14 protein-coding genes are annotated in these 12,191 nt (G+C 43.4%); 11 read left to right on the top strand and 3 right to left on the bottom strand.

Annotated elements, in window-relative coordinates; translation table 11 throughout:
- Positions 1–31: 31 nt before the first annotated feature.
- Complete coding sequence (gene ytvI, locus J3A84_RS11420) at positions 32–1,153, bottom strand: sporulation integral membrane protein YtvI (protein WP_207600157.1); 1,122 nt, start codon at positions 1,151–1,153, stop codon at positions 32–34.
- Positions 1,143–2,303 carry an aminotransferase class V-fold PLP-dependent enzyme gene (locus J3A84_RS11415; RefSeq protein WP_207600156.1) on the bottom strand — a complete coding sequence of 387 codons (1,161 nt, stop codon included), beginning with the start codon at positions 2,301–2,303 and terminating at the stop codon, positions 1,143–1,145. The genes ytvI and J3A84_RS11415 overlap by 11 nt, the downstream gene beginning before the upstream one ends.
- 187 nt (positions 2,304–2,490) lie before the next feature.
- Here J3A84_RS11415 and J3A84_RS11410 point away from each other — a divergent pair, with 187 nt between their 5' ends.
- From J3A84_RS11410 to J3A84_RS11360, 11 genes are all read left to right on the top strand, one after another.
- Positions 2,491–2,742: a putative Se/S carrier protein gene (locus J3A84_RS11410; protein ID WP_207600155.1), complete on the top strand. Its 252-nt coding sequence runs from the start codon at positions 2,491–2,493 to the stop codon at positions 2,740–2,742.
- Position 2,743: 1 nt separating this feature from the next.
- On the top strand, positions 2,744–2,932 hold the full coding sequence (locus J3A84_RS11405) for a DUF951 family protein (RefSeq protein WP_207600154.1): 189 nt from the start codon (positions 2,744–2,746) through the stop codon (positions 2,930–2,932).
- Between the two features lie 93 nt (positions 2,933–3,025).
- The gene (rpsF, locus tag J3A84_RS11400) at positions 3,026–3,313 is read left to right on the top strand and encodes a 30S ribosomal protein S6 (RefSeq protein WP_207600182.1); all 288 of its coding nucleotides are present in this window, start codon (positions 3,026–3,028) and stop codon (positions 3,311–3,313) included.
- Positions 3,314–3,326: 13 nt separating this feature from the next.
- Positions 3,327–3,761, top strand: a complete 435-nt coding sequence (locus tag J3A84_RS11395; RefSeq protein ID WP_207600153.1) for a single-stranded DNA-binding protein — start codon at positions 3,327–3,329, stop codon at positions 3,759–3,761.
- Between the two features lie 24 nt (positions 3,762–3,785).
- On the top strand, positions 3,786–4,031 hold the full coding sequence (rpsR, locus tag J3A84_RS11390; protein ID WP_207600152.1) for a 30S ribosomal protein S18: 246 nt from the start codon (positions 3,786–3,788) through the stop codon (positions 4,029–4,031).
- 188 nt (positions 4,032–4,219) lie between these two features.
- Positions 4,220–5,224: a DUF2232 domain-containing protein gene (locus tag J3A84_RS11385; RefSeq protein ID WP_207600151.1), complete on the top strand. Its 1,005-nt coding sequence runs from the start codon at positions 4,220–4,222 to the stop codon at positions 5,222–5,224.
- 25 nt (positions 5,225–5,249) lie between these two features.
- Positions 5,250–7,217: a DHH family phosphoesterase gene (locus J3A84_RS11380; RefSeq protein ID WP_207600150.1), complete on the top strand. Its 1,968-nt coding sequence runs from the start codon at positions 5,250–5,252 to the stop codon at positions 7,215–7,217.
- Positions 7,214–7,657, top strand: a complete 444-nt coding sequence (gene rplI / locus J3A84_RS11375; protein ID WP_207600149.1) for a 50S ribosomal protein L9 — start codon at positions 7,214–7,216, stop codon at positions 7,655–7,657. The genes J3A84_RS11380 and rplI overlap by 4 nt, the downstream gene beginning before the upstream one ends.
- A 12-nt stretch (positions 7,658–7,669) precedes the next feature.
- Complete coding sequence (gene lonC, locus J3A84_RS11370) at positions 7,670–9,550, top strand: Lon family ATP-dependent protease (protein WP_207600148.1); 1,881 nt, start codon at positions 7,670–7,672, stop codon at positions 9,548–9,550.
- A 14-nt stretch (positions 9,551–9,564) separates the two neighbouring features.
- Positions 9,565–10,899, top strand: coding sequence for a replicative DNA helicase (locus J3A84_RS11365; protein WP_207600147.1), 1,335 nt, complete (start codon positions 9,565–9,567; stop codon positions 10,897–10,899).
- 127 nt (positions 10,900–11,026) lie between these two features.
- Complete coding sequence (locus J3A84_RS11360; RefSeq protein ID WP_207600146.1) at positions 11,027–11,461, top strand: NUDIX domain-containing protein; 435 nt, start codon at positions 11,027–11,029, stop codon at positions 11,459–11,461.
- A gap of 73 nt (positions 11,462–11,534) precedes the next feature.
- On the opposite strand, the gene pgsA is transcribed toward J3A84_RS11360, so the two are convergent.
- Complete coding sequence (pgsA, locus tag J3A84_RS11355) at positions 11,535–12,077, bottom strand: CDP-diacylglycerol--glycerol-3-phosphate 3-phosphatidyltransferase (protein ID WP_207600145.1); 543 nt, start codon at positions 12,075–12,077, stop codon at positions 11,535–11,537.
- Positions 12,078–12,191: the final 114 nt, after the last annotated feature.

Below are 12,191 nucleotides of genomic sequence, written 5' to 3'. Positions count from 1 at the left end.
GTTATGTGTTTCACGTAACTGACGATTTATTTTATTGGGATGCAGTTTGTTTCTGATTGAATTTGTCCAGAACGCCGACCGTCTGCAGGACTTTAAATCCCACAGCCATGAAGATGAGAAAGAACATGCCGATGATTCCGGCAATTTTCAGACCAATGAAGATCGCCATGATCGTGATGATCGGATTGATGTTGAGGCTAGAGGATAGGATCCTCGGCTCCCATATATTTCTGCCAACAGCCACAATGATCCATAGTATACCCAGACCTATCGGTATGGTCATATTCCCCTGAGTGAAATAGTAGAAGGCCAGTGGTATATAGGCAGCTGATACACCCAATACCGGAAGCAAATCAAGAAATGCGGTTACAAGGCCAAGAATCAGAGCATAAGGAATACCAAGGATCAGATATCCGATCATGGAAATAACACCGGTAATCATTATGATCAGCAGATAGGAAAGGCTGTATCTCACCACCATGTTCTTGCCTTCTGTGATGATGTTCCGTACACGATTCTCCTGGGTATCAGAAGTAGGCAGATAGTTGTATATGAAACCGGGATCGTTGATGAATTTCTTAGTAAAGAAGAAGGAACAGACTACAGTGAATATGATAATCAGCATTAATGTAGGAAGACCTGCAATCGTATCAATTGCAAAACCGCCAACAGCTCGACCCATGGATATTACAACATCTTTCAAAGAGTTCAGAGTAGAACTGAGCATTTCGCTGCCTGATTCGATGATTGCCGGATCCAGGCTTTGTATGTTGGATGCCAGCCAATCATATTGATTCTGGAACCATCTGACAATGGCATCATAATTCTCATTGATATAGTTCACACCATTCACGACTAGAAGAGCGGACTGATTCACCAGACGGATGGTGAGTGCGGTAACAAGAGTTCCAATGATTCCATAAAAAGTCAGCAGCGTTGCCAGTATCACCAGATTCTGATGAATCTGATTGCTGGTCCAGGAAATCAGTTTTTTCACAATCGGGCTGACAATGGCTGCAACAATAAAGGCCAGCACAAATGGAATTGTGTAAGGAAGCGTTTTGACAAAAGCAAAGAATGTGATGGTATATACGACAAGGTAAATGAGAATTTTGTCGTACTTTCTTATATAAGATTCTCTATTATTCTCCATGATACACCTCACTGATATATTTCAGAGCGACCAGCAGCTGATCGATGTCCTGGACTGTGGTAAAGTGCCCGAAACTGATCCTCAGGCTGCCGGTCTCTCCCGTTCCTAAAGCTTTATGAGCAAGAGGAGCACAATGATATCCGGATCGGCTGATGATGTTGAATCTGTTTTCCAGAATGAATGCAGCTTCAGAGCAATCCATGTTCTTGAAAGTAAGAGAGAAATTGGGGATACGTCCAGAAGGGGTACGCTTTCCCATAAGTGCTATGCTATCAAGAGCATCTAGGTGATGCAGAAAATACTCCGATAAGAACATGTGTTCTTCATTGATTCGGTTTATCTCTCGTTCTTTTATGAACTTGACACCTTCCAGAAGTCCTGCGATTCCGGGTATGTTATGGGTTCCTGATTCGAACTTATCAGGAAGAAACAGGGGCTGATCCAGACTGAGGGAGTCAGATCCTGTACCACCAGTGAAAACAGGACGCATGTCCTGATTCATACGATCTGATATGATGAATCCGCCTGTGCCTTGTGGACCCAGCAGTCCTTTGTGACCTGTAAAGGCTATTGCATCCACTTTCAGCGATTCCATGTCTACCTTTATATAGCCCGCACTTTGTGCAGCATCTATTATAATGTAGATGTCCTTATTACGAAGCCTTTCTCTGATGCGAGCTGCGGGCTGTATGGTTCCAGTCAGATTGGAGACGTGGCTTAAGATGATTGCTTTTGTGTTCAGGTTTTCCAGGTCTGACAGTGAATCCAGGAGTATTTCTCCGCTATCGTCGCAAGGGAGCAGGTCATAAGTGATGATTCCATCCTTTCGCAGCTTTTCGAGGGGGCGCAGGACAGAGTTATGTTCCATCACAGAGGAAATCACGTGATCACCAGGTTTCAGTAGGCCCAGCAGTATGGTATTTAGTGCTTCCGTCACAGATGATTTCAGAACGATGTTTTCGGGTTTGTCGCAGTGAAAAAGCAGGCTAAGTTCAGTTCTGCAATCATGTAGAATTCTACCGGCAGCCATGGAAACGCTGTTGGCTCCTCTTCCCGAATTGCCTGCACCATTTATCATTGTATTATAAACAGCATCGTATATACGTTGGGGTTTGCGGTAACTGGTTGATGCGTTATCAAAATAAATCATATTCTTATCTCCATTTTCTTCTTATAAATAATTATAAGCCATAGTTCACTCAATGGTATGCATAATATGAAAAAATTGTCTTTTTGTTGATATATTCTGAATTCGGCAAGGTGGATAAAAACAGATGTATTCGTGTATAATATGATGGATAGAATATAATCAGAAACTGACTTAACGGAGGATAGATATGGATTTTTACTTACTGGTTTACAAGAACACTTCAGATGCGCTTAAGGGCGAAGAGGAGTTTAAGCAAAGAAAGATAGCACACGCAGTATATCCAACACCTCCACAAATATTAGGCAGCTGTGGAATTAGTCTCAGGTTTACCGAGATGGAACTAGAAGATGTTGAGAAGATGATTGATTCCGGAGCGGTGTATAAGGCACTATATAAGATCACAAAGATAAGCATCATTAAAATTAAGGGGTTTGAATAGCGTGATTAAGGAATATGAGATCGGCACCATCGTTCAGATGAAAAAACAGCATCCATGCGGAAGTTATTTATGGGAAGTCACCAGATTGGGTGCAGATATCAAAATTAAATGTAAGGGTTGCGATCGGATCGTGATGCTGCCCCGCAATAAATTTGAAAAAGATGCAAAAAAAGTGATTGAGAAAAAATAATGTTTGCATAATGTAGCTATAAGTGATAAAATTTACTGATGTAATCCCCGCCATGAAAATCATGGCCTTAGTCCGGGGGGAGGAGGTGACATGATGAGAAACTATGAAACTATTTTCATACTACATCCATCATTTGACGAGGAGGCAGTGAAGACTGCTGTAGATAAGTTCAAGGGTGTAATTGAAACAGAAGGTGGTATCATTGATAACGTTGATCTTTGGGGCAAGAGAAGACTTGCTTACGAAATCGACAAAGTTAATGAAGGTATCTACGTTCTATTTAACTTCCAGGCAGAACCAGAATTACCAAAAGAGTTAGACAGAATATTCAGAATTACCGACGGTATAATCAGACATATCATTGTTAAATTAGATAAGTAAGGATGGTGCAGCAATGAACAAAGTAGTTTTAATTGGTAGATTAACGAAAGATCCGGAACTGAAATACACTCCTGGATCGGGAACTGCAGTTACAACAATTACATTGGCTGTTGACAGAAGATTCTCCAAGGACAACCAGAGAGAAGCAGACTTTATTCCAGTAGTAATCTGGGGTAAATCAGCGGAATCCACTGCCCAGTATATGGCAAAAGGAAGACTCATGGGTGTTTCAGGAAGAATTCAGACCAGATCTTATGAAGCTAAAGATGGTGGCAGAAGGTATGTTACTGAAGTCGTTGCAGAAGAAGTCCAGTTTTTGGAATGGGGAAACAGCAACAATAGGACCCAGGACAACAACAGCGGATATTCAGGGAACGATAACAACCAGGGGTATGGGGCATCATTCGATGATATGACACCGATTGATGACGGAGATATTCCATTCTAAACGAATAGGTAAGGAGGGAAAACCATGAGCAGAGATTTCAAAAGAAATCCTAGAGGAAGAAGAGCAAGAAGAAAAGTTTGTTCTTTATGTGTAGATAAAGTTGAATCTATAGATTACAAGGATGTTGCGAAGCTTAGAAAGTTCATCACTGAAAGAGGTAAGATTTTACCAAGAAGAATTTCAGGAGCATGTGCTAAGCATCAGAGAACAATAACTGAATCAATCAAGAGATCAAGAAATATCGCACTACTTCCTTTCACACAAGATTAATGATTTAAACCGTGGTCCTTGGGATCACGGTTTTTTGCATATTATAAGCTAGTTGATGTGTTTAGCATAATGAGTGCGGGTAATCCTGCATTCATTATTGTAAACATATATGATAAAATCGTAAGTAAAATGTACTATAATTACAGTGTGAAACCTTTTGCAGAATAAATCAGAAAATGGAGATAGAAATGAACAACAACAGCAATACAAAGAAACTAGTCACAAGTGCACTGCTGGTGGCACTTATCGTGATCTTCTCGCTTCTTGGAACCTTACCGTTTTTCAGCACGATATCACTGGCGGTGGCACCGATCATCGTTGCGCTGATTTATCATAAAGGCGGGAAACTGAATACAGTCATCAGCTTTTTCGTGACGCTGGTACTGGTTTCGATCCTGATCAACCCGATATATGCAGCAACCATGATCGTGCTCAACTTCGCTATGGGTGCTGGACTGATTTTCATGATTGAAAAGAATGTAAGCCCACTGATGAACTTCATCGTCTTAGCCCTTGCCGTGGCCGTCGGTGTCAGCATCATGGTGATAGTAGATCTGAAACTGATCAGCGATCTCACCATGACAGAATATGCGGCTGTCCTTGTAGAGGATATGAAGTTTTCCATCAGTGAGGTGATAAAATCCTATGAGGCTATGGGTATGGATATGGAAGGCAATGAGGCCATAGAAATGTTTAAGTCCATCAATGTGCGCATGATGCTTTCCTTCATGCCAACGATGCTTGCCTTATACTCTCTGACAGCCGCTGCTTTTGTCTATAAGATTTCAGAAGTGGTCTTCAGAAAGATTGGCATCCGTGTGAAGCCCTTACCGAAACTGAGTGAAATCAAATCCAATGCGTTCGTCATACTTGGTACATTGCTTGTTGCCATGCTGGGCATTGCGCTCGTATCTTTCGGCGTCCCCATGGGGGAAGGAATCATGCTGATGGGAAACAATCTGTTCACCATAGCAGGAACTATTGGAGGAATTTCTCTGATCAGTTACTATATGGAGGCAAAGCTAAAATACCCTAAGGTGTTCAGGATTGTCATTCTTGTCTTCATCCTTTTTTCCAGCCTTGTATCCGTAATATCCATAATAGGTGTCATAGACAGTGCATTCGACTTCAGAAGACTGACAGAGAATGGCCTTTATTCCATAATCAAGAGCCGAAGCAACAATACCAAATAATATTGCAATGAAACGAGGGGCAGGTATGAAAAAGTATTATGAGTTCAGAAAGAGTGATTATTTATATAGCCTGATCATTTCTGTGGCGATCCTGACCCTTTATGCATTGGGGCAATGGCTGATCGCTACGGGACTTCTTATTCTGTTTGCGATGATGATCATCTATCTGAATGCATTGGATACCTATAAGAAAAAGAGATGGGAGAAATTCGTCATTGATCTCATCACGAAGATGAGAGAATCGATTGTGCATACCATTGAAAAAACCAGTGTACCTATTGTGCTGATCCGGGATGATGGTGAAATCATCTGGTACAACCAGGAGTCTCTGAATCTCTTTGATAAGAAGAATCATAACTTCAGACTGGAAGAAATCACACCCGGAAATAAGGAAGAAATTCTTTCATTGCATGAAAGCGGATATGTGGAAGCGAAAATCAACACCAAGGAATACCATATCATGGTGATTCCGGTGGACCATGCTGCAGATGAATTTGAAGAACATCTCCGCGTGCTGGTATTTAATGACATATCGCTGATCAAAGAAGCAGAAACGAAACGATCCTGCGTCATGTCTGTGGAGGTGGACAACTACAGCGATCTGCTTGCCAGCATAGATACGGAGAAAAAACCTTTTCTTCTGGCGGAAATCGAGAATTTCATTTATGCTTACGGGCATGAAATGAAAGCCATGGTAAGAAAATACGAAGCCAGCAAATTCATGATGGTGGTTCCGGAGTACTTCGTAAATGAGCAGGTGAGAAAGAAATTTCAGGTGCTGGACAGCATCAAGAGTATCGACCACGGTAATACGCTGGAGCCCACCCTGAGCATAGGAATCGGCAAAGGGGGAGATTCTCCTGAAGAGAATCAGAACCTATCAAAAGCAGCCAAAGAGCTCGCGCTTGGTAGAGGTGGAGACCAGGTTGTAATCAAAACGCCGGAGCATCTTTCTTTTTATGGAGGTTCATCCAAGGAGATCGAGAAGAAATCAAGAGTTCGATCAAGAGTCGTATCCAATGTACTGAAAGACATCATTGAAGACAGTCATAAAATATACATCATGGGTCATAAGAATCCGGACATGGACTGTTTTGGCGCTGCGGTAGGAATCAAGGTCATAGCAAGAGGTCTTGGAAAGAAGGCGATGATCCTGAATGAAGAGCCTTTTGTGAACATCCTTCCGGTGTACAATAAGTTTATGGAAGTTTCGGAGTACAAGGAAGATATCATTTCAGTCCAAAGAGCCCTTGCCAAGATCAAGCCACAGGACACGCTGATCATCGTGGATGTCCATGCGAACAATTATGTACTGGACCAGAGTGTCATCGAGAAGTTTGAAAAAATCGTCATCATCGATCATCACCGAAGAACACCGGACCAGATCACCGGAGCGATGCTGTCCTATATTGAAACCTATGCATCGTCCACTTCTGAACTTGTCACGGAGCTCATTCAGTATGTGTTTGAAAAACCGGAGATGTCCATTCTGGAAGCGGAAGCGCTGTTTGCGGGAATCCGTGTGGATACCAAGAGTTTCAATTTCAAAACGGGCGTCAGAACCTTTGAAGCCGCATCTTTCCTGAAGAGGCAAGGTGCGAGAACGGTGGAAGTAAGAGAAATGTTCGCTTCGGATCTGAAAAGCTTCAACCTGAAATCGGAAATCATACGCAATGCGGAAATCATTGACAAGATCGCCATAGCAAAAGTATATGATACAGAAGATATTCTGGTTTCCGCTCAGGCTGCTGATGAGCTTTCAAATTTCAAAGACATTAACGGAGCTTTCGTACTAACCGCGCAAGATAATGATATAATAATAAATGGTAGATCAATCAAAGAGCTGAACGTTCAACTGATTCTGGAGGAATTAGGCGGGGGAGGTCATATGACCATGGCAGGTGCTAGACTTGCCGACATATCCATGGATGAGGCATATGAGAAGCTCTATGAAGCAATCAATAAACACAGAAAAGAGGAGAGTAATTTATGAAGATCATACTACTGAAAGACGTAAAGAACATGGGTAAAAAGGGAGATGTGGTGGAAGCTTCAGATGGATATGCAAGAAATTATCTGTTTCCCAGAAAGCTGGCGCAGGAAGCAACACCGGATAATCTGCATATCGTGAATCTCAAAAAAGAGAACGAGAGAAGAATCAAGCTGGAAGAAACGGAAGCTGCGCAGAAAATTGCAGATCAGATGAGAAACAAGGAGCTTGTAATCAAAACAAAGGTCGGAGACAATGGCAGACTTTTCGGTGCCATAACAAATAAAGATGTGACTGAACTATTAAACAAGACTTTTGGTACTGACATTGATAAGAAAAAAGTCCTGATGAATACCATCAAGCTTGTAGGAAGCTATGATGTGGAAGTCAAGATTTATCCTGAAATCAGTACAAAACTTAAAGTAACTGTTCAGGAAGACTAAAGGAGCAAGAATTTGAATAATTCAACAAATAGACCCTTCTATGAGGACAACGATATTCTGGCGGAAATCAATGTTCAGCTGGACATTCTTGAAAATGTCCTGGATAAGGGTGCAGTAAAAGCAAGAATCAGTAAACATAAACTGCAGAAGCATCTGGCAGGAGATACGCTTTCTCGTGCTTATGCTGTAAATAAGATCGCATCTGATGGGATGTCCTCTCTGGCAATGCCAAGGGAGGATGATCTGGTCCAGATGGTGGAAGACACCAACAAATGGATTTCCGAAATCATCGCACGAAACTATGTTCAGCGCAAAGTGGAAGAAGAAGTGGAAAAAGAACTCATGGACAAGCAGGACAAGTACATCGATGAGATGAGACTGAATGTCCTGAGAAAGAAGAAAGGTCCAGAGAATGCAAAGACGAGAAAGAAGTTCGAAGAGCTCCTTGAGCTGGATCAGAAGCATCTTTCAAAAAACCTTCAGGCGCTGCTGAGACCGGAACAGTTTGATGAGATCATAGGACAGGAGCGGGCAGTGAAGTCCCTGCTGTCGAAAATCTCCTCTCCCTATCCTCAGCACATCATTCTCTACGGCCCACCAGGAGTAGGGAAAACCACTGCGGCAAGAATCGCTCTGAATGAGGCGAAGAAACTCAGCTTTACGCCCTATGAGGAAGATGCGAAGTTTGTGGAAGTGAATGGAACAACCCTTCGCTGGGACCCTAGAGAGATCACCAACCCCTTACTGGGCTCGGTTCATGATCCCATCTATCAGGGCAGCAAGAGAGATCTGGCTGAGGGAGGAATCCCTGAGCCCAAACTCGGACTGGTGACGGAAGCTCATGGAGGCGTCCTGTTCATAGACGAGATCGGGGAACTGGATGAGATTCTGCAGAACAAGCTGCTTAAAGTACTGGAAGATAAACGGGTGGAATTCTCCTCCGCTTATTATGATCCTGATGACGACAACACACCACAGTATGTGAAGTATCTGTTTGACCGGGGAGCACCGGCGGATTTTGTCCTGATTGGTGCCACCACGAGAGAACCAGGCGATATAAGCCCTGCCCTGCGCTCAAGATGTACAGAAGTGTTCTTTGAGCCGTTGACCTCCAAGGACATTGTGCGAATTGTAGAGGACGCGGCAGAGAAGCTCCAGATCAGTCTGGAAGAAGGCGCAGCGGAGCTCATTTCCAGTTACACCATTGAAGGGCGTAAAGCCATCAACCTGCTTGCAGATGCATATGGTGCGATTCTTTACGAAGGAAGAATCGAAGAGGACAAGAGAATCACAGTAATGGTCAAAGACGTGGAAGAGATCATCAAGATTGCCCGTATCGCGCCCTATGAGATTATTTCCAATGACAATGAATGGGAAGTCGGACATATTTATGGCCTGGCAGTATCCGGGTTCGTGGGATCAACCCTTGAGATTGAGACCATGGTCTATGAATCCAAGCAGAAGGGCAAAGGCGTTGTAAGATTCAACGATACAGCAGGAAGCATGGCGAAAGATTCCGTGTTCAATGCGGCATCGGTTATCAGAAAGATCACCGGAAAAGACATGAGCGACTATGACATCCATGTGAATGTCATTGGAGGAGCGAAAATCGATGGGCCTTCTGCTGGCGCCGCCATCACGGTGTGCATCATTTCAGCACTGCTGAATAGACCCATCAGGCAGGACACAGCAATCACCGGTGAAATATCCATACGAGGCAAAGTGAAGCCTGTGGGCGGAATCTTTGAAAAAGTCTATGGTGCAAGAAGAAAAGGCATCAAGCATGTGATTGTCCCTTATGATAACAGAAACGATGTGCCCACGGGCATGGAAGATATAACAGTGACTTCGGTGAAAGACATCGAAGAACTGCTTGAAATTGTATTGCAATAAGGAGAAGAGAATTCATGGAGAACAGACCCCTACGAATAATGCCCAATAACCAGGAAGCAGAGCAGTCTGTCATCGGGTCCATGATCCTGGATAAGAATGCCATCGCCACCGTTCTGGAAAAGCTCCATGCGGACGATTTCCACAGAGATGGACATAAAATCATCTTTCAGGGGATTCTGGATCTCTTCACAAGAGATGTGCCCATCGATCTGGTCACACTGGCAGACCATCTGAAATCCATCGACAAGATTGATTATGTGGGTGGAATCAGCTACCTCACAGAACTGGCTTCTTCCGTACCCACAACGCTGAATCTGTCTTCCTACATCAAGATTGTTTCAGATAAAGCGATGCTGAGAAGACTGATCAGAGCTTCCACTGAAATCATGGATGACAGTTATTCCAAGCAGGACGAAGTGGATGTGGTGGTTGAAGATGCTGAAAAGAGGATCTTCAACATTGCAGAGAAGAGAAATACCGGAGGATTTGAGCCGATCAGCACAATCCTTGAAAGAGGTTTCATTGAGATTGAAAAAGTCTTCAACAACAAAGGAACCACGACAGGTGTTTCCACTCCTTTTCCTGAGCTTGACCGTATGACATCCGGTTTCCAGAAAGGGGACATGGTTCTGATCGCGGCAAGACCTTCCATGGGTAAAACTACTTTTGCGCTGAATCTGGCTGAGTATGCCGCATTAAGAGAAGGAAAATCCGTTGCGATCTTTTCTCTTGAAATGTCCATGGAACAGCTGGCCTATAAGTTTCTCTGTTCGGAAGCCAACGTGGAGCTGACAAAGCTTCGTAACGGAGATCTGGATGATAAGGACTGGGAGAATATCGCAAGGGCTTCCGGACCGCTTTCGCAGGCGAAGATCTACATTGATGATACGGCGGGTATATCCGTTACAGAAATGAGGTCCAAATGCAGAAGACTGAAGCTGGAAAGCGGGATTGATCTCATCATGATCGACTATCTTCAGCTGATGAGCGGTAAAGGAGAAAGCAGACAGCAGGAAGTATCGGAGATCTCCCGTTCCATCAAAGCCCTGGCAAAGGAGATGTCCTGCCCCGTCATTGCCCTTTCTCAGCTCTCCAGAGCCCCAGAGCAGCGTGCGGACCACAGACCGATGCTGTCAGACCTTAGAGAATCCGGCTCCATAGAGCAGGATGCAGACCTTGTCATGTTCCTATACAGAGATGAGTACTATAATCAGGATACGGAAGACAAGAATATTGCGGAATGTATTATCGCAAAACAGAGAAACGGTCCGGTGGGCACCGTCAAAATGGCATGGCTTGGACAATACTCCAAATTTGCAAGGCTTGACATGGTTCATCAGGATTACTGATCTTTCATATAGAAATAAAGTAGCAGGTCTGGTGATATCAGACCTGCTACTTTTCTGAATATATAGTATAATAATAGTAGAATAAAAAATATCCTGTCAGTTTATGCGTGAAACGATGGAGGTAAGAGTGGGAAGAAGTACTGGTAAAACGAAAGAAAGATCCTATGGAGCGGTCATCATCAATGAAAAGGGCGAATTTCTGCTGATCAGACATCAGAACGGCGCACATTGGGATTTTCCGAAAGGCCATAAGGAGAAGGATGAGACGGATCGGGAGGCTGCAATACGGGAAGTTCTGGAGGAAACAGGACTGAAGGTGAGACTCATTGATGGGTTCAAAGAGAAATCAAGATATTCACCGATCCCTGGTGTGGAGAAAACAGTGACTTTCTATCTGGGGTTCTCCATGGCCAGAGTGTCCATTCAGGAAGAAGAAGTGATGGACTATGAGTATCTTCCCTATGAGAAAGCAAGAGAAAGAATCACCTTTCCGGAAAGTAGAGAAATCCTTAAAGCTGCGAAGCAGTTTATTGATACCTATCTTCAGGCCAATGAAGATTAAAACGAGAAAAGCGGAAAAGCAAGTGCCATTCAAGGTACTTGCTTTTCTGCTTTTTCCTTCTATGATACGCTTCTCAGCGATTCTTCTTCTTTTCAAGGGTCGTCCTGATATAGCTGAAGCCAGCCATGAAACCAAGGGCTGCGGATATGAACAGAAAGATGGTACCAAGAGATTTGCTGAACAGCAGGGTGAAGATGCCGATATAGAAAGAGAAGGTCACAAACTTCCCTAACCTGTTGGCAGGATTGATGATTCCCCATTTATAGACGACGATGCCGCCTAGGATCATGAAGGTTTCCTTGATGCCCACCAGAATCAGTATGATGTAGGGAATCACGCCGGTGATTGCATAGGAGATGATGGCTGTGAGGAGCATCAGCTTATCTGCCAGAGGATCCATGACCGTACCGAAGGGGGTTACGAGATTATTTTTTCGAGCCAGGTATCCATCCAGAAAATCAGAAAATCCTGCAATGAAGAAAATAACCACTGAATAGAGGAGGTTTTCTTCAGGGTTTCTCAAATAAACATATAGGAATATGGGAATCAGGAATATCCTGAACAACGTTATTAAGTTAGGAAGATTCAGGTTGCTTGAGTTTTTTTCCAGTTTCATCTGTGCACCTCCTTCGGGAGACAAGGTGATATCTTGATTTATACCATTATTATTTGATATTTCTGTTAAGTATATTATACCTGAAAGAATGGTCTTTTGTCCTGATTCCATCAG

The sequence above is a fragment of the Proteiniclasticum aestuarii genome (assembly GCF_017368455.1).
GTDB classification, from domain to species: Bacteria; Bacillota; Clostridia; order Clostridiales; family Clostridiaceae; genus Proteiniclasticum; species Proteiniclasticum aestuarii.
This window is presented reverse-complemented; position numbering and strand designations above follow the sequence as displayed.